The organism is Bordetella trematum (assembly GCF_900078335.1).
GTDB lineage: Bacteria > Pseudomonadota > Gammaproteobacteria > Burkholderiales > Burkholderiaceae_B > Bordetella > Bordetella trematum.
Genome location: NZ_FKBR01000033.1, coordinates 265843 through 283356, shown reverse-complemented (window position 1 = coordinate 283356; position 17514 = coordinate 265843). Strand labels below are relative to the sequence as shown.

19 protein-coding genes and 1 other RNA gene are annotated in these 17514 nt (G+C 63.0%); 8 read left to right on the top strand and 12 right to left on the bottom strand.

Going from position 1 to position 17514, the window contains the following annotated elements; translation table 11 throughout:
- Positions 1–291 precede the first annotated feature (291 nt).
- Entirely contained in the window at positions 292–768 is a 477-nt protein-coding gene (locus A7V84_RS14410) for an Lrp/AsnC family transcriptional regulator (protein ID WP_025515776.1), read from the bottom strand.
- A gap of 144 nt (positions 769–912) precedes the next feature.
- On the opposite strand from A7V84_RS14410, the gene hppD reads away from it, so the two are divergent.
- The gene (gene hppD / locus A7V84_RS14405; RefSeq protein ID WP_025515774.1) at positions 913–2025 is read left to right on the top strand and encodes a 4-hydroxyphenylpyruvate dioxygenase; all 1113 of its coding nucleotides are present in this window, start codon (positions 913–915) and stop codon (positions 2023–2025) included.
- A gap of 64 nt (positions 2026–2089) precedes the next feature.
- Here the strand turns inward: hppD and msrA are convergent, their stop codons facing one another.
- Together msrA and A7V84_RS14395 are read right to left on the bottom strand one after the other, a co-directional pair.
- Positions 2090–2647 carry a peptide-methionine (S)-S-oxide reductase MsrA gene (msrA, locus tag A7V84_RS14400; RefSeq protein ID WP_025515772.1) on the bottom strand — a complete coding sequence of 186 codons (558 nt, stop codon included), beginning with the start codon at positions 2645–2647 and terminating at the stop codon, positions 2090–2092.
- A gap of 17 nt (positions 2648–2664) precedes the next feature.
- Complete coding sequence (locus tag A7V84_RS14395; protein WP_025515770.1) at positions 2665–2994, bottom strand: c-type cytochrome; 330 nt, start codon at positions 2992–2994, stop codon at positions 2665–2667.
- 161 nt (positions 2995–3155) lie between these two features.
- Here A7V84_RS14395 and lgt point away from each other — a divergent pair, with 161 nt between their 5' ends.
- Positions 3156–3956: a prolipoprotein diacylglyceryl transferase gene (gene lgt / locus A7V84_RS14390; RefSeq protein WP_025515768.1), complete on the top strand. Its 801-nt coding sequence runs from the start codon at positions 3156–3158 to the stop codon at positions 3954–3956.
- On the opposite strand, the gene A7V84_RS14385 is transcribed toward lgt, so the two are convergent.
- From A7V84_RS14385 to A7V84_RS21770, 4 genes are all read right to left on the bottom strand, one after another.
- Entirely contained in the window at positions 3919–4674 is a 756-nt protein-coding gene (locus tag A7V84_RS14385) for an SIMPL domain-containing protein (protein WP_063491534.1), read from the bottom strand. The two genes, lgt and A7V84_RS14385, sit on opposite strands and share 38 nt — an antisense overlap.
- Before the next feature lie 104 nt (positions 4675–4778).
- Positions 4779–4963: non-coding RNA, 6S RNA (gene ssrS / locus A7V84_RS14380), on the bottom strand.
- A 52-nt stretch (positions 4964–5015) separates the two neighbouring features.
- Positions 5016–5327 carry a cell division protein ZapA gene (locus A7V84_RS14375; protein ID WP_025515763.1) on the bottom strand — a complete coding sequence of 104 codons (312 nt, stop codon included), beginning with the start codon at positions 5325–5327 and terminating at the stop codon, positions 5016–5018.
- Entirely contained in the window at positions 5327–5773 is a 447-nt protein-coding gene (locus A7V84_RS21770; protein ID WP_252870557.1) for a hypothetical protein, read from the bottom strand. The genes A7V84_RS14375 and A7V84_RS21770 overlap by 1 nt, the downstream gene beginning before the upstream one ends.
- A 476-nt stretch (positions 5774–6249) precedes the next feature.
- On the opposite strand from A7V84_RS21770, the gene A7V84_RS14365 reads away from it, so the two are divergent.
- The 4 genes from A7V84_RS14365 to A7V84_RS14350 all read left to right on the top strand — a co-directional run bounded on the left by A7V84_RS14365 (position 6250) and on the right by A7V84_RS14350 (position 10248).
- The gene (locus tag A7V84_RS14365; RefSeq protein ID WP_025515760.1) at positions 6250–6705 is read left to right on the top strand and encodes a tripartite tricarboxylate transporter TctB family protein; all 456 of its coding nucleotides are present in this window, start codon (positions 6250–6252) and stop codon (positions 6703–6705) included.
- Between the two features lie 21 nt (positions 6706–6726).
- Positions 6727–8232, top strand: coding sequence for a tripartite tricarboxylate transporter permease (locus A7V84_RS14360; protein ID WP_025515758.1), 1506 nt, complete (start codon positions 6727–6729; stop codon positions 8230–8232).
- A 147-nt stretch (positions 8233–8379) separates the two neighbouring features.
- The gene (locus tag A7V84_RS14355; RefSeq protein WP_025515756.1) at positions 8380–9285 is read left to right on the top strand and encodes an NAD(P)-dependent oxidoreductase; all 906 of its coding nucleotides are present in this window, start codon (positions 8380–8382) and stop codon (positions 9283–9285) included.
- A 33-nt stretch (positions 9286–9318) separates the two neighbouring features.
- Complete coding sequence (locus A7V84_RS14350; RefSeq protein ID WP_063491535.1) at positions 9319–10248, top strand: LysR family transcriptional regulator; 930 nt, start codon at positions 9319–9321, stop codon at positions 10246–10248.
- 29 nt (positions 10249–10277) lie between these two features.
- Here the strand turns inward: A7V84_RS14350 and A7V84_RS14345 are convergent, their stop codons facing one another.
- From A7V84_RS14345 to A7V84_RS14325, 5 genes are all read right to left on the bottom strand, one after another.
- Positions 10278–11801 (bottom strand): tripartite tricarboxylate transporter permease, encoded by a 1524-nt coding sequence (locus A7V84_RS14345; protein ID WP_025515752.1) that lies wholly within the window; start codon positions 11799–11801, stop codon positions 10278–10280.
- Between the two features lie 6 nt (positions 11802–11807).
- The gene (locus A7V84_RS14340; protein ID WP_025515750.1) at positions 11808–12242 is read right to left on the bottom strand and encodes a tripartite tricarboxylate transporter TctB family protein; all 435 of its coding nucleotides are present in this window, start codon (positions 12240–12242) and stop codon (positions 11808–11810) included.
- Positions 12243–12469: 227 nt separating this feature from the next.
- Positions 12470–13981, bottom strand: coding sequence for a sensor histidine kinase (locus tag A7V84_RS14335; protein ID WP_063491536.1), 1512 nt, complete (start codon positions 13979–13981; stop codon positions 12470–12472).
- A 22-nt stretch (positions 13982–14003) separates the two neighbouring features.
- Positions 14004–14690 carry a response regulator gene (locus tag A7V84_RS14330; protein WP_025515747.1) on the bottom strand — a complete coding sequence of 229 codons (687 nt, stop codon included), beginning with the start codon at positions 14688–14690 and terminating at the stop codon, positions 14004–14006.
- Positions 14671–15240, bottom strand: coding sequence for an RNA pyrophosphohydrolase (locus tag A7V84_RS14325; RefSeq protein WP_025515744.1), 570 nt, complete (start codon positions 15238–15240; stop codon positions 14671–14673). Before A7V84_RS14325 ends, A7V84_RS14330 begins: the two co-directional genes overlap by 20 nt.
- 64 nt (positions 15241–15304) lie before the next feature.
- On the opposite strand from A7V84_RS14325, the gene A7V84_RS14320 reads away from it, so the two are divergent.
- Both A7V84_RS14320 and ybgC read left to right on the top strand, forming a co-directional pair.
- On the top strand, positions 15305–17035 hold the full coding sequence (locus A7V84_RS14320) for a proline--tRNA ligase (RefSeq protein WP_025515742.1): 1731 nt from the start codon (positions 15305–15307) through the stop codon (positions 17033–17035).
- A gap of 54 nt (positions 17036–17089) precedes the next feature.
- The gene (gene ybgC, locus A7V84_RS14315) at positions 17090–17512 is read left to right on the top strand and encodes a tol-pal system-associated acyl-CoA thioesterase (RefSeq protein ID WP_025515740.1); all 423 of its coding nucleotides are present in this window, start codon (positions 17090–17092) and stop codon (positions 17510–17512) included.
- Positions 17513–17514 lie beyond the last annotated feature (2 nt).

Below are 17514 nucleotides of genomic sequence, written 5' to 3'. Positions count from 1 at the left end.
TGCCTGGACACCTCCGACGTTTCGCTTTGCGATAACCGCCCTGGAGCACTGCCCGGGAACTGCTTCGTTCCGGCCCGCCTCACTTGAACAACTTGGCGCCGGAGCGCTTGCGTTGTGTTCTGTGCTGCGAGGGGGCGAACTATAGCACAGAAGATTTCCTTGTGTCAGGAATATGGCACTTTTTTTAAAAAAAGATTGCGCCCATGGCTCGCTCCAGCCGCATCCGCCCCCGCCACCTGAGCGCTCTCTATATATAGGGGCCGGGAACCGGCGCTGCCAGCGCCTGTTTCACTATAGATGGAGGACGGTCGTTTCCTTGACCGGCTGCAAGGCAAAGTATGACTTCATGTCCACCACAGCCGGGTGCAGCATCAGCGTATCCATGGCAAAGCGCGAGAAGTCCGCCAGATCGGCCACCTGGATGCGCAGTAGATAGTCCATATCGCCGGACATGGCGTAGCACTCGACCACTTCCGGCCAAAGCTGGACGTCACGGTGAAAGTCCGCCATCGGAGCATGACTGCCTTCGACATGCTTGCTCAGGCGAATCGATACGTAGGCCAGCAAGCCCAGCCCGACCTTCTCGGCATCGACCAGGGCTGCATACCGTTTGATATAGCCCTGCTCTTCCAGGCGACGGACCCGCCTCAGACATGGACTGGGCGAGAGCGACACACGGTCTGCCAACTCCTGATTGGTCAGCCTGCCATCGCGCTGCAATTCGGCCAGGATGCGACGATCCGTTCTATCGAGTTCTTGTTCGGGCATTTTTAACCTGTTTTTTACACCACTGAGCAATCTGATTGCCGATGATAGGCTTTATATGGGCATATTCGCAATCTCCTGCCGCGCCAAACACCTAGAATCTGCTCTTTAGACATCATCACCACAACAACACAAGGGAGCCAGATCATGAGCACGCCATTCCAACCCTGGGACAACCCCATGGGTACCTGCGGATTCGAATTCATCGAGTACACCGCACCCGACCCCCAGGCGCTGCGCCAGGTGTTCGAGCTGCTCGGCTTCAAGGCCATCGCGAAGCACCGCAACAAGGATGTGACGCTTTATCGCCAGGGCGGCGTGAATTTTCTGATCAACGCCGAACCGGACTCCTTTGCGCAACGTTTCGCGCGGCTGCACGGCCCCTCCATCTGTGCCATCGGATTCCGCGTCAATGACGCCGCCCAGGCCTACCAGCGCGCCCTGGAGTTGGGCGCCTGGGGTTTTGACTCTCACAGCGGCCCCATGGAACTGAACATCCCGGCCATCAAGGGAATCGGCGATTCGCTGATCTATCTGGTGGACCGCTGGCGCGGCAAGGGCGGCCATGGCGGCATCGGCGACATCAGCATCTATGACGTGGACTTCGAACCGCTGGATCCCGACAACGCCGCCGCCGACCTGAACCACGCCGGCGCCGGCCTCACTCTGGTGGACCACCTGACCCATAACGTGCACAAGGGCCGCATGAGTGAATGGGCCGAGTTCTACGAGCGCCTGTTCAACTTCCGCGAAGTGCGCTATTTCGATATCGAGGGCAAAGTCACGGGCGTCAAGTCCAAGGCAATGACCTCACCCTGCGGCAACATCCGCATCCCCATCAACGAGGAAGGCACCGACGAGAAAGGCCAGATCCAGGAATATCTGGATCTCTATCGCGGCGAAGGGATCCAGCATATCGCCATGGCAACGGACAACATCTACGAAACCATCGAAGCCTTGCGCAAGAATGGCGTGGTCTTCCTCGATACGCCCCAGACCTACTACGAACTGCTGGATCGCCGACTGCCCGGTCATGGCGAAGATGTGGATCGCCTGTGCAAGAACCGCATTCTGCTCGACGGCGCACCCGATGGCGGGCTGCTGCTGCAGATCTTCACGGAGAATCAGATCGGCCCTATTTTCTTCGAGATCATCCAGCGCAAGGGCAATGAAGGCTTTGGCGAGGGCAACTTCAAGGCCTTGTTCGAATCGATCGAACTGGACCAGATGCGTCGCGGCGTGGTGAAGTCGGTCGAGTAGCCGTTCCGCAAAAAAAAAGCCCCCGGCATGAATCACTGCCGGGGGCTTTTTTTTGCAACCGCTGTCAGCGTTTCAAGCGATCGTGAAACTGGCGCCGGAACTTGGCGACCTTGGGCGCAATCACGAATTGGCAATAACCTTGCTCGGGATGCAACGCAAAATAGTCCCGATGGTAATCCTCGGCCGGCCAGAAATGGGCCGGCGGCAGCAGCCGGGTCACGAGGGGCGCGTCATACACCCCGGCCGCCTCGATCTCGGCCATGACGGCCTGCGCCTGTTCGCGCTGCGCCTCATCCTGCCAGAAGATCGCAGACTCGTATTGCGGACCGACATCATTGCCCTGACGCCCCGGCGTGGTCGGATCATGGGTGGCGAAGAACACACGCAACAGATCCGAAAATGTCAGCTCGGCCGGGTCGAACTCGATGCGCGCCACCTCGATATGCCCGGTTTGCTTGCCACACACCTGCTCATAGGTCGGCTGCTGGACATGGCCCCCTGCGTAACCGGGCTCCACGGCGCACACACCGCGCAGATCCGTGAAGACCGCCTCGACGCACCAGAAACAACCACCCCCCAACACCGCCACTTCGCGGTCGGGTCGTGCAGATAGCGTTGCCATGGTTACTCTCCCGTTGCTTACTTGGCGGGCGCCAGCGTCATGATCCACTCGGCCAGCGCGCGCGCATCCTCAGGCGAAACATGGGATTGCGCCGGCATCGGCACCGCCCCCCAGGCCCCGCGCCCGCCGCCGCGAATCTTGCCGGCCAGATAATCCACCGCGTCGGCCTGCCCGGCGTAGCGCTCGGCCACGCTCTTGAGGGGCGGCCCCACGCGCTTGTTCTCTACCTGGTGGCAGGCCATACAGGCCTTGCTCTTGGCCAGGTCGATGCCCGTGGTCTGCGCCGCAGCCGTCGCGGTACAGGCCAGCGCAGCACAGGCCAGGGTCAATTTGAGTATCGAGTGCATATATCCGGAATCCACAATACGGTACATCAGCCGAAACCTGTCCGGCCGCTACGATGGTACCCGAAAGCGGCCCCGGGCAAGTGCGACCGGCTGTCGCTGCCGCACCCCCGCGAGCCCGGCGCGCCGGTTATCATCGGACAACACTTTGCCTGCGGATTGCTATGCTTCAGTACCCTCAATTCGACCCCGTCGCCCTGCAGATTGGCCCCGTGGCCATTCACTGGTATGGCTTGATGTATCTGCTGGCGTTCGCGCTGGTCTATGGACTGGGCCGCTATCGCCTGGCGCGCGACCCCGCCGCCATCATGACACCCAAAGGACTGGAAGACCTGATCTTCTATAGCGTGCTCGGCGTCGTCCTAGGCGGGCGCCTGGGCTACGTACTGTTCTACAAGCCCGACTACTACCTGCAGCACCCGCTGGAGATCGCCTACCTCTGGCAAGGCGGCATGTCCTTTCATGGCGGACTGATCGGGGTAATCGTGGTGATGCTGCTCTTTGCCCGCAAGAAGGGGCTGCCTTTCCTGGCGGTCAGCGACTTTATCGCGCCGCTCATTCCACTGGGCCTGGGTGCAGGCCGCCTGGGCAATTTCATTAATGGCGAGCTTTGGGGCCGCCCGAGCGATGTGCCCTGGGCCATGGTATTTCCGCAGTCCGGCGACAACCTGCCGCGCCACCCGTCGCAACTGTATGAGTTGGGGCTGGAAGGATTGCTGCTGTTTGCCGTGCTGTGGATCTATTCGCGCAAGCCCCGCCCGCTGGGTCGGGTCAGCGCACTCTTTCTGATGGGCTATGGCGCGCTGCGCTTTGCCGTCGAGTTCACACGCGAACCGGATAACTTCCTGGGATTGCTGGCTGGCGGCATGAGCATGGGGCAATGGTTGTCCCTGCCCATGTTCCTCGCCGGCCTGCTGCTGTTCGTGCTTACTGCAGGAAAATCGTCCCAGCCACCGTCACGCTGACGGTCACTTCCCCGGCTTCCAGCGGCACGCCCGGCGCGCCGCTATCCGCCGCCCCCTTGGCCATGGCCGCCTCCATCATGACGCGCGGCATGGGCGCCGGCGATCCCCCGCCTCCCAACTCCAGCTTGGACAAGCGGTAGCCTGAAAACCCGAAAGCATTGGCGGCGGCCAGCGCACGCGACTTGAACGCCTGGGCGGCCTGGCTCAGCAGCTTGCGCTCCTCGGCCTCGCGCCCCTCGCGCGACAGGAAGAAACCAATATTGGAAATGGCCGTCTTGTCGCTGAGCTTGGCAGCCAGCGCGGAGGCGGCCTCGAAATCGGTGGACTCCAGGATGATCTCACCCTGGCCCCGCCAATTGGTGATCTTGCCCTTGGAGTTGGTATTGGGCCAGACGTTGTAGCCGCCGCTGCGAACCTCGACGTTCTTGGCGCCGCGCGCCCGCTTGACGACGTCATCGAGCGCTGCCGTCAGGCGCTTGCCGACGCTTGCCTGATCGTTGGCCTCGACCTCAGCTGACAGAGTGATGCGCACCGTATCCTGCTTGACTTCGCTCGACGCGGACGCCTGCAACGTCAGCTCAGGCGCGCTGCGCGCCGACTCGGCGGCGGCAGGCGTGGCGGCAGTCTGGGCCAGGCTGGGCTGAGCGACGGCAACAGCCAGCGAGGCAAAGCAGGCGGCAGCGATCCGATTCAACGAAAACGTGAAGGCACGAGTCATGTAAAACCCTGTTGTTGAGGAAAGCGAAATAAGAGGGAGAATCCGCGAAGCACGGAAAGGCTGATCGGGCAGGGCCCGCCGCCGATAGGGCGGGCCCGCCGAATAAATGCCCCGCATGTGCCGTCTAGGCCGGCATCTCGAACCCATAGGTTCAAGGTGGTCGCGATCCGAAGAGCATCGGGTTCGTCAGCTATGTGACGATCACTCCAGCCCTGCACTCCCGCAACCAGTATGCCAAAGGCATCGGTTCAGAGACTGTATGGCCATGTCACGAACACCGCAGGGACAAACTGCAGCGCTGCTGCCAGGCCGGCGGCAGCGCATATCTGAAACAGAAAGGCTTAAAGAAGCTTTTCCTGGCCCGACAAGGCATCGTCAAGCATCAGGTTCATTTCTTCAATTCTACGCTTGAAGTCGCCCACTGCCAAACCGCCCAGAGGACCATCGGGCGCCTTCATGGCAAGCAATTCACCGGCAATCTGCAGCGCCGCCATGACGGCGATGCGCTCGTTGCTGGACACTTTGCCCGTGCCTTGGATGCGCAGCATGAGCTGATCGACGTGTCGTACCGCAGCCAGCAGGATGGGTTTTTCTTCGGCCGAACACGCAAGCGAATACTCGCGGCCCAGGATAGAGACATCTAGGCGTTCCATCAGGCTTGCTCTCCAGCTGCGGCACCGGGCAGACGCGCCAACACGGCGTCGATACGCTCACGCGCCGAGGTGGCAACCGAACGCAGACGCTGCAACTCGGCCTCTCTGGCGGACAACACCTGCCGCATTTCTTCCTCTCGGGCGACAAAGCGTGCCTCAAGGGCCTGGCGCTGGGCAGTTTCACGGGCCAGTTGCTCGCGCAGATCGCTTTCGGCCTGCTGGGCCTGCTCTTTGGCGCGTTCCAGGAGGCCGTCGTGATCGCGCGACTGCTCACGCAAAGCGCGCAGCTCGGCATCGCGGTCGGCGCAACGCTGCGTCAGCGTCTGCACCTGGCCTTCACTGTCATTCAGACGGACACGCAACGCATCACGCTCGGCGTGAAGTTGCCGGGTGCGTTGCACCAATTGCCCTATGCGGGCGGCGAGTTGATCTAGGTCTTGCAGCATGGGCGATATCGTAAACCATCCGGAAGCGATTCGGGATGCTTCACGTAAGCAGATAAGTACGGCAATATTCGGTACAGGATGAAAGTTGTTTGGCAGAAGTCTGTCACCTCGCCGCAACGGCGAAATCCCCCAGCCGACAACCTGCTTTCGCACAACTTTCTAGCTCCTTTCAATTTCCTTTCAATCTCCCATCAGCCCATCCCCGCCGTTACAAAAAAAACCGGGAAGTTCCCCTAGTTGATGCGAAAACGAGGGAAAACCCCAGTGCATCAGGGTAGCCCCAGGGTTTGCACGCTTGATCCCCTCCATTACCATTCGGCCTTCAAAAAAGCGTCTTTCTGCTTTCACAACTGCGGAAAGCGCTTTCAATAAAAACGAATGGCACCTCCAAATGCCTTTTTGTGGCTGGCTGTCCGTGTCCCGGCACGGCAGCGGTCTATGAACCCTACACGCTGTAAAACAGGAGCCAACCAATCATGCAGCTACGCAATCGACAGGACTTCTGGTCGGGGGTGATGTTCATCGCCCTTGGACTGGGATTCGCCTGGCAAGCCACCAGCTACCAAATGGGCACAGCTGCCCGCATGGGCCCGGGGTATTTCCCCTTCTGGCTGGGACTTGTCCTGGCCTTGTTGGGCGCCGTCGTGTTGCTCGGGTCGTTGTCGAAGAAGGCCCAGGAAACGCACGTCGACCGTTTCGACTGGCGCATCGTCTTCCTGGTGATCGGCTCCGTTGTCTTCTACGCCGTGGTGCTCAACTATCTGGGCGTCTACATCTCGGTATTCCTGCTGGTGGTGCTCAGCAGCCTGGCCAGCCATGAGTTCAGCATCAAGGTCGCCGTTGCCAACGGCATTTTCCTGGTGGTGTTCAGCTACCTCGCCTTCATCAAGGGCCTGGGACTGATCTTCCCGCTGTGGCCGTCGTTCATTTAAGGCTAGAGGAGCACACTCGCCATGGAATTGTTTGACAACCTCATGCTGGGTTTCTCGGTGGCGTTCACGCCCGAGAACCTGGCCTATGCCCTGCTGGGCTGCATTCTGGGCACCCTGATCGGCGTGCTGCCGGGGATCGGCCCGGTGCCGACCATCGCCATGCTGCTGCCCATCACCTATGTGCTGCCGCCGGTGGCTGGCCTGATCATGCTGGCCGGCATCTACTATGGCGCCCAGTACGGCGGCTCGACCACTGCCATTCTGGTGGCGCTGCCAGGGGAGACATCCGCAGTGGTGACCGTGCTGGACGGTCACCAGATGGCTCGCAACGGCCGCGCAGGCGCCGCCCTGGCCATCGCGGCCCTGGGCTCGTTCTTCGCCGGTTGCGTGGCCACGCTGCTGCTGGCTGCCTTCGCGCCTCCGCTGGCGGAAGTTGCGTTCAAGTTCGGCCCGGCCGAGTATTTCTCGCTGATGGTGCTGGGCCTGGTGGGCGCCGTGGTGCTGGCCTCGGGCTCGCTGCCCAAGGCCATCGCCATGATCATCCTCGGCCTGTTGCTGGGCATGGTGGGCACGGACGTGAACTCCGGCGTGGCCCGCTATGACTTCGGCATCCCAGAACTGCAGGACGGCATCGACTTCGCCATCGTGGCCATGGGCGTGTTCGGCTTCTCCGAAATCATGACCAACCTGGAGCAGAAGGAAAACCGCGTCGACATCACCGACAAGATCGGCACGCTGTATCCCAACTTCCAGGAATTCAAGGAAGCGGCTCCGGCGGTCGTGCGCGGCACTGCGCTGGGTTCGGCCCTGGGCATCCTGCCGGGCGGTGGCGCCGTGCTGTCGTCGTTCGCCTCCTACACGCTGGAAAAGAAGATCTCGCGCAACCCCGAGCGTTTCGGCAAGGGTCACCCCGCCGGCCTGGCGGGCCCCGAGTCGGCCAACAACGCTGCCGCGCAGACCTCCTTCATCCCGCTGCTGACGCTGGGCATCCCCGGCAACGCCGTGATGGCTCTGATGGTTGGCGCCATGACCATCCACAACATCCAGCCGGGTCCGCAGGTCATGTCCAGCCACCCCGAGCTGTTCTGGGGCCTGATCGCCTCGATGTGGATCGGCAACCTGATGCTGGTGGTGCTGAACCTGCCGCTGATCGGCCTGTGGGTCAAGCTGCTCAAGGTGCCCTATCGCATTCTGTTCCCCGCGATTCTGGTGTTCTGCACGATCGGTGTGTATTCGCTGAACTACAACACCTTCGACATCTTCATGACCGCGGCTTTCGGCGTGATCGGCTACGTCTGGTCCAAGCTCAAGTGCGAAGGCGCCCCGCTGCTGCTGGGCCTGGTGCTGGGCCCCATGATGGAAGAGAACTTCCGTCGCGCCCTGCTGCTGTCGCGCGGCGACTTCATGACCTTCCTGAACCGTCCGCTGTCGGCCACCCTGCTGGCCCTGGCGCTGGGCCTGGTGATCCTGGTTGCCCTGCCGGCCATCCGCAAGAAGCGCGAAGAGACTTTCGTCGAGGAAGACTGATCCTCGCGACACCTCAAGGCGTCATCCGAACCGGGCCCTCGCGGGCCCGGTTTTTTATTGCCCCTCCCTTTCTCGCGAGACTGCACAGGGCCGGGAGGATTGGGGTAAGTTATCGGCTTCACAACCTCGTTTTCCGGAAAATCAGACATGCCAAGCATCGGTTCGAAAACCTACGACAACGTCGCCGCGCACAAGGTCGCTTTCCTGGGTCTGGGCGTCATGGGCCTGCCGATGGCGGGACACCTGGCGCGGGCCGGTCACGACGTCACGGTGTACAACCGCAGCCCGGCCAAGGCCGAGGCGTGGGTACAGGAATTCGGCGGCAAGCTGGCGGCCACCCCGCGCGAAGCCGCCCAGGGCGCACAAATCGTATTTGCCTGCGTGGGCAACGATGACGATCTGCGCAGCGTGGTGCTGGGCGAGGATGGCGCCTTCGCGGGCATGACTGCCGGGGCCACATTCGTCGACCACACGACCGCCTCGGCGGACGTGGCGCGCGAACTCTACGCGCTCGCCAAGAACCGCGGCCTGAACTTCATCGATGCGCCGGTATCCGGCGGCCAGGCCGGCGCGGTCAACGGCGTGCTGACCGTGATGTGCGGCGGCGATGCAGCCGTGTTCGACGCCATCCAGCCGGTGGCAGCGGCGTTCGGCCGGGCCGTCACCCGGGTCGGCGAGGCAGGCGCGGGCCAGCTGGCCAAGATGGTCAACCAGATCTGCATCGCCGGTGTGGTCCAGGGCCTGGCCGAGGCGATCGCCTTCGGGCAGGCCTCCGAGCTCGATATGAAACTGGTGCTCGACGTCATCAGCAAGGGGGCTGCGCAAAGCTGGCAGATGGAGAATCGTGGCGGCACCATGGTCGATGGCAAGTTCGACTTCGGCTTTGCCGTTGACTGGATGCGCAAAGACCTCGGTCTGGTGTTGAGCGAAGCGCGTCACAATGGCGCCCGCCTGCCCCTGACCGCGCTGGTGGACCAGTTCTACGGCGACGTGCAGCGGCAAGGCGGCGGACGCTGGGATACCTCCAGCCTGATCACGCGCCTGAACAAGTAATGGAGCCGGCGGCCGCGGCCGCCTGACAGCCCGATGCAGGACCTCAACGATCTCTACTATTTCTGCCAGGTGGTCGAGCAAGGCGGCTTCAGCGCCGCCGCGCGGGCGCTCGACATTCCCAAGTCGCGCCTGTCGCGGCGCATCTCGCAACTCGAAGAACGCCTGGGGCTGCGCCTATTGCAGCGCACGACACGTCGCCTGCGCCTGACCAGCGCCGGCGAACGCTATCTGCACTACTGCCGGGAAATGACCGCTTCGGCTCTGGCGGCCGAAGAAGCCATGCAGCAGTTGCAAAGCCAGCCGTCCGGGCCGGTGGTCGTGAGCTGTCCGATCTCGATTGCCCAGCAGTTGCTGGCGCCGTTGCTGCCGGAGTTCATGGAGGCCTGGCCGGAGATATCGATCCGCATGCTGGCCACCAACCGGCGAATCGACCTGATCAATGAGGGAGTCGACCTGGCGCTGCGCGTGCGCACCCGCCTGGACACCGACGCCGAGTTCGTGGTGCGCCAGCTGGGCATGGCCTCGGGCATGTTGGTGGCCAGCCCCGGCTATCTGGCCCAACATGGCACACCGGCCGCCCCCGAGGCGCTGGCGCAGCACCTGACCCTCAGCTTCAATGATCCACAGAGCGAAGTGGTCTGGGCCCTGCACCATCGCGACGGCGAAAAACGCCAGATCGTGGTGAGCCCGCGGCTGTCGTGCAACGACTTTATCGTTCTGACCGAAGCCGCCATGCGCGGACGCGGGATCGCCCTGCTGCCTTCCGTTGCGATCCAGGAGGCGCTGCGGTGCGGCGAGCTGGTGCCGGTGTTGCCCGATTGGCGCCTGCCCGAGGGCATCGTGCACTGCATCTACCCTTCACGACGCGGCATGATCCCGGCCGTGCGGGTGTTCCTGGATTTCCTCTTCGAACGCCTGCCACCAACCTACGAACCGCTGGGCATGCGGCGCATGGCGCCCTGAAGAGCAAGCGCGCACCGCTGCGGGCGACCTCAAGCCGCGCCGGGCGCCACGTCGGCGGGCTTGCGGCGATTGCGGCGCATGAAGGCCCACACCTGCACCAGGATAAGCACGGCGCTGGCGCCGATGAACCAGGCGCTGATGGGGCGCTCGACGAACACGGCCAGATCCCCGCGCGACAGCAACAAGGCTCGCCGGAAATTCTCCTCGACCATGGGCCCCAGCACGAACCCCAGCAGAATGGGCGCGACCGAGAAGTCCAGGAACATCAACAAGGCGCCGATCACCCCGAAGGCCAACACTTCCCAGATCTGAAAGAGGCTGTTCTGGGTACTGAACACACCGACTGCGATGAAGAACAGCGCCGACGGGAACAGATAGCGGTACGGCACCTGCAGCAGCTTGACCCACACGCCGATGAGCGGCACGTTGAGCACCATGAGCAGCACATTGCCGACCCAGAAGCTGGCGATCAGCCCCCAGAAGATATCCGGATGCTCGGTAATGAGCTGCGGCCCCGGCTGGATCCCCTGGATCAGCAAAGCGCCCAGGATCAGCGCCATCACGGCGTCGCCCGGGATTCCCAGGCTCATGGTGGGGATGAAGTCCACCTGCGTCTTGGAGTGCGAGGAAGCTTCCGGAGAGGCCACGCCGCCAATCATGCCAGTGCCGAATTTCTCCGGCGTCTTGGAGATCTTGCGCTCCAGTGCATAGGCCACGAAGGTGGTGATGGTCGGCCCGGTGCCCGGCATGGCCCCGAACAGGGTTCCCACCAGCGTGCCCCGCACCATGGGCATGAAGGCCTCTTTCATCTCGGCCTTGCTGGGCCGCATGTCCCGCACGCGCAGCTTGGCGCCGCTGCCGATGGATGCCATGCGGTTGACGCTCATCAGAAAGTCGGCCACGCCGAACAGGCCCATCGACACCGCCACCAGTTCCAGTCCGTCGGACAGGTCGATCAGGCCAAAGGAAAAGCGGATCGAGCCGGTGTTCACATCGGTGCCGACCACGCCGCATAGCAGGCCGAACAATGTCATCGCTACCCCACGCAGGGCAGAACCGCGCGACATCGTGGCGCCGGCCAGCAGGCCCAGCAGCATGATCGAGAAGATCTCGGTGGGGCCGAACTTGAAGGCCACCTCGACCAGGAGCGGCGAGGCGAAGATCATGACGATAATGCCGACCGAGGCGGCAAAGAACGAGCAGATCATCGTGATGCCCAGCGCCGTGCCGCCCTTGCCCTGCTTGGTCAGGGGGTAGCCGTCCAGGCAGGTGACGGCATGAGGCGGGTGCGAAGGCAGGTTCAACAGGATGGCGCCGATGGCGCCGCCGTACTGCGAGCCGTAGAAAATGCCGGCCAGCATGAGGATGGCCGGCACCGGCTGCATGACATAGGTCAGCGGCAGCAGAATCGAAATAGCCGACAGCGCCCCCAATCCGGGCAGTACGCCGATCAGGTTGCCGACCAGCACCCCGAAGAACGACCACATGAGGTTGTGCCACTGGAAGGCAATGCCAAAGCCATACCAGAGGTCACTCAGAGATTCCATGATCATGGCGCATCAGCTCCATTGAAACAGCGGCAGCTGCAGTTGCAAGGCCCACCAGAACACCGCCACGGCGACGGCGCACATGGCGAGTGACAACAGGAAAGCCTGCTTGAGCGTATTGCTGCGATCGCCCAGCGCCGAAATGAACACGATGGCGAAGGTGGCCGGCAGCAGCCCGCCCCACTCGCCCAGCAGCAGAAATGCCAGAATGCCCAGCACGATGCAGGCAGCCCCACGCAGGTCGGGAAAGGCATGCTGATGGCCATCCGCCGCGGGCTTGACGTCATCGGCAGTGGGCGCCGGCCGTGCCGACAAGGCGATCAGCAGGCCCACGAAGGCCAGCAAAGTGCCGATCGCCGCCGGGAAAAAACCCGGCCCCATGTGCGACAAACTCCCCAGGTGATACTGCGTACCGGCGTACACCGCACCCAGCCCGACGATCACCATCAGGGCCCCTCCGTAATAATCTTTTTGTCGACTTGATAAATCCACGCTCGCTCCTTTCGCGTCTTGGTGACGCGGTATCCCCCCAGGCCCGGAAAAGAGGCGCAGGGCCTGTCCTCGTGAAGAAAACAGGCCTGCAGGATAGGAAGCGAAGCTGCGAAAGCGCTTTCTACGCGCTGTCGGAAAACTGAATTCCGGGGTAATCCCTAGCCCCGCCGGAAGCGAAGCTTTTAATAAGCTTTCTTTTGATTGTCCATCAGCTGAATTTCGGCTGTCTCGAAAGCGCGGGGCATGTGAAACACGGCTGCCAGGCCATAGCCGCCGGCGGCATTCGGCTCGCCGTCACGCAGCTCGATATCGCCGCCATTGCGGCGCGCGAAGGCTCGGGCGATGGACAGCCCCAGGCCGCTGCCCGAGGAGGTCGCCGTGCGATCCACCATGATGCGTTCAAAGCGCGCAAAGGCACGCTCGCGCATGCTGGCCTCGATGCCCGGACCATTGTCGGCGACGATCACATCGACGCCCGAGCTGCCCGGCACCACCGAAACCGTGATCTGCGCACCGCTGCCGGCGTAGTTGATGGCGTTGTGGATCAGATTGGAGAGCACTTCGTGGACTTCGGCCTCGCTGCCCAGCACGGGTGCGACCGCCCGGCCATCTTCGGCCCACATGCCTTGATCCCCGCGCGCATCCACCCAGCCCAGATCCTGGCGACGCTCATGGGCCAGGGGCAGATACTGCAACACCACCTCGCGGGCCAGTTCGTTGAGGTCGAAGACACGGTGCGGCGTGGCCTCGGCCTGATGGGCGTGGGCCAGCGACAGCAGCTGTTCGGTCAGCCGGCGCGTGCTGCGCAATTGTTCGACGATGGCACGCAACCCTTCCTGCGCGCGCGCCGGATCACGCTCACGCAGGGCATACTGGGCCTGCGTCAGCATGATGGCCAGGGGCGTGCGCAACTGGTGCGAGGCGTCGGCCAGAAACTGGGACTGCTCGTCGATCACCCGGCGGTGGCGGGCGATGTGATAATTGACCGCCTCGACCAGCGGGATCACTTCGCTGGGCACGCGCGAGGCGTCCAGCGGTGTCAGGTCATCCTGTGGGCGCGAGCGAATATCGTTGCGCAACCGCCCCAGGGGCCGCAGCGCCCAACTCACGCCCCACCAGACCAGCAAAGCCACCAGCGCCAGCATGCGCGCATCGCGCAGCACCTCCTGGCGCTTGGCGGCCTCTTCGGCCGCCAGACGCTTGCCAATGCTCTCGGCCACGATCACCATGACCTGCCGGTGCACTCCGTGATAGTGCAGGTCGCGCAAAACGGCCACCATCCGCACTGGATCACTGCGGTAGACCCCGTCATAAAACACGGGCTCACCGTCACCCGACGGCCAGACCGGCGGGCGAGGCATTTCGGGCATGCCCGCCAGCGTCTGCCCGGGCGGAGGCTCCCCTTTCTGCGAGGGCTGCCAGGGCGGATCGATTTCCTCGATGCGATAGTACTTGCGCAGCCCGGCACGCGACTCCAGCATCACCTGGGCGTACAGCGGCGTGGCAACCTGAAGGTTGCCGTCGGGCATGAATTCGAGACTGCTTTCCAGCACCCTGGCAGGCTCCAGCAAAGCCGAGTCATAGGCTTCGTTGGTGATCGACGCCAGGGTGCGGTAGTCATTCAGGCTGTCGATGACCAGCAGCAGGATGACGCCGGGCAGCAGCAGGGAGATGAGCAGCGCCCGGATGCCCATGACGGGCCAGCGCGGCTGCGGGTCAGGATTCGGAAGACTCACGCGCCACGCTTTCGAGCATGTAGCCCAGGCCGCGTACCGTCACGATGCGCACGTCGCTGCCCGCCAGCTTCTTGCGCAAGCGGTGCAGCACAACCTCGATGGCGTCCGGGTTGGCCTCGCTATCGTGGGTGAAAACCTTGCCGAAGAGCTGCGCCTTGTCGACCGGGTAGCCGCTGCGGGTCAACAGCGCCGCCAGCGCGGCATGTTCGCGCGGCGTCAGAAACAGCAGCGAACCATCCAGTGTGAAAGCGCGGCTCTCGCCATCATAGGAGAGCGAACCGCATTGCAGGCGTGGATGCTGACGCCCGCGGCTGCGCCGCACCAGGGCGGTCAGGCGGGCTTCCAGCTCTTCGAGGGCGAAAGGCTTGGTCAGAAAGTCATCGGCCCCCAGGTTCAGGCCCCGCACCCGATCCTGCAAGGCCCCCTGGGCCGTCAGCAGCAGAACCGGCGTGCGGTCGTCGCGATTGCGCATTTCGCGCAACAGCACCAGGCCGTGCTTGTCGGGCAGACGCAAATCCATCACGATGGCGTCGTACTCGTTACCGGCCATCAGCCCTTCCGCCGTGCGCGCATCGGGCGCGTGATCAGGCAGGAAACCACTCTGGGCAAGCGCGCGCATGAGCCATGAAGCCATGTCGCGCTCATCTTCAACCAACAATATGCGCATGTCCGTCCGTTTCTGCCGGGTTGTCCGTATTCCTGGGGCCGTGCACACGCTGCCGCAAATAGCGGGTTTCGTGATGCCGACGGAACAGGATGGTGGCGAGTTCGTTGAGCGCCTGCGTGTAGACGTCGCGCTTGAACTCGATCACAGCATCCAGCGGTACCCAATACTGGCTCCAGCGCCAGGCGTCGAACTCCGGATGCTGCGTCGAGCGCAGGCAAACGTCGCTGTCACGCCCGGTCAGGCGCAGGAGAAACCAAATCTGCTTCTGTCCTTTATAGTGTCCACGCCACTCACGCCGGACAAAGTGGTCCGGCACGTTGTAACGCAACCAATCACGTGTTCGCCCCAAAATGCGGACATGCTCGGGCTTTAGGCCCACTTCCTCGTGGAGTTCGCGATACATGGCCTGCACCGGGCTTTCGCCGTACTTGATGCCGCCCTGCGGGAACTGCCAGGCGTGCTCCCGGATTCGCTTGCCCCAGAAGACCTCGTTTTTTCCGTTAACGAGAATGATGCCGACATTGGGACGGTAGCCTTCGCGATCAAGCATGGCCACCCCCACCGAATTCAATACAATTACGGACGATTATACGTATCTGCTGCCACCTTTAAACATGCGCGCATCCAACTACCACATCAACACCCTCAAAGAGGCGCCCGCCGACGCGGAAGTCGCCAGCCACCAGCTCATGACGCGCGCGGGCATGATCCGCAAGCTCGCAGGCGGCATCTACACCTACATGCCCCTGGGCCTGAAGGTGATCCGGAAAATCGAAAACATCATCCGCGAGGAAATGAACCGGGCCGGCGCCATCGAGCTGCTGATGCCGGTCGTCCAGCCGGCCGAGCTCTGGATGGAATCGGGCCGCTGGGAACAGTACGGCCCGGAACTGCTGCGCATCAAGGATCGCCACCAGCGTGATTTCGTGCTGCAGCCCACCTCCGAAGAGGTCATCACCGATGTGGCGCGCAATGAAATCCACAGCTATCGTCAGCTGCCGGTGAATTTCTATCACATCCAAACCAAGTTCCGCGACGAGCGCCGCCCGCGCTTCGGCGTGATGCGCGGGCGTGAATTCACCATGAAGGACGCCTACTCCTTTGATCGTGACGAGGCCAGCGCCGGGCGCAGCTACGACATCATGTTCGACGCCTACCAGCGCATTTTCGGCCGCCTCGGGCTGGAATTCCGCGCCGTGGCCGCCGATACCGGGTCGATCGGCGGCTCGCGCAGCCATGAGTTTCAGGTGATCGCCGATACCGGCGAAGACCTGCTGGTCTTCAACCCCGACTCCGACTACGCCGCCAACATCGAGCTGGCCGAGGCCGTCAGCCTGCTGCCCGAACGTGCCGCGCCCGCCGAAGCCATGGCCAGCGTGCCCACCCCCGGTGCGGCCAAGTGCGAGGACGTCGCCACGCTGCTGGGACTGCCGCTGTCGCAAACCATCAAGTCCATCGTTCTGGCCACCGATGGCGAGGACGGCAAGGTACAGATCTGGCTGCTGCTGCTACGCGGCGACCACGAACTGAACGAAATCAAGGCCGGCAAGGTGCCCGGCCTGCACAACTTCCGCTTCGCCACGGAAACCGAGATCGTCGAACACTTCGGCTGCAAGCCCGGCTATCTGGGTCCGGTCAAGACGGCCAAGCCGGTGCGCGTGATTGCCGACCGCACGGTGGCCAATATGGCTGACTTCGTTTGCGGCGCCAACCAGGAGGACTTCCACCTGCGTGGGGTGAACTGGGGCCGCGATCTGCCCGAGGCCGAATTGGTGACGGATCTTCGCAATGTGGTTGCCGGCGACCCGTCACCGGACGGCAAGGGCACGCTGGCCATCCAGCGCGGCATCGAAGTCGGCCACGTATTCTTCCTCGGCACCAAGTATTCGGAAGCCCTGAAAGCGACCTTCCTGGATGAAACCGGCAAGCCGGCCATCATGCAGATGGGCTGCTACGGCATCGGCGTGACCCGGATCGTGGGCGCGGCCATCGAGCAGAACTTCGATGCGCGCGGCATTATCTGGCCGCGCGCCATCGCGCCCTTCGAGGTCGTGATCTGCCCGGTCGGCTGGGGGAAAAGTGAAACTGTTCGCAACAAGGCCACCGAGCTCTACGAGGCCCTGCGCGAACGCGGCATCGACGTCATCCTGGATGACCGCGACAGCCGCCCCGGCGTGATGTTCGCTGAATGGGAGCTCATCGGCGTGCCCCTGCGGGTCACCATCGGCGATCGCGGGCTGAACGACGGCGTGGTCGAGTTGCAAGGCCGCCGCGATACGGAAGCTGCAAAAATTTCCGTGGATTCGGCACTGAAAGAGATACTGGACAAACTCGAAACGCTGTAGACTGCGCCCCGGGTCCTAGTAGACCCGGGTTTCCCCCAAGGCCTGCCATTTATCGTGAGCCCAACGTTGTCCACCGAGTCCATCTTTCGCGTCCGCGTCTACTATGAGGACACCGACGCCGGGGGAGTGGTCTTTTACGCCAACTACCTCAAATTCTTTGAGCGTGCCCGCACCGAATGGCTGCGCGAGTTCGGGGTCGATCAATCCCGGCTGGCCCTGGAAGAAAAACGCCTGTTCGTCGTCCAGTCGCTGAACATGGCCTACCGGCGCCCGGCCCGGCTCGATGACCTGCTGACCCTGCGCAGCCGGATCACACACCTGGGGCGGGCTTCGATACACTTTGCGCAAAGCGCCGAACGCAACGGGGAACTGCTGGCCGAAGGCCAGATCCAAATCTGTTGCGTCGATGCCGAACGCATGCGACCCGCCGCGCTCCCCGATTTTCTCCGCGCCAAACTGGAATTCACTCAGGAATAGCC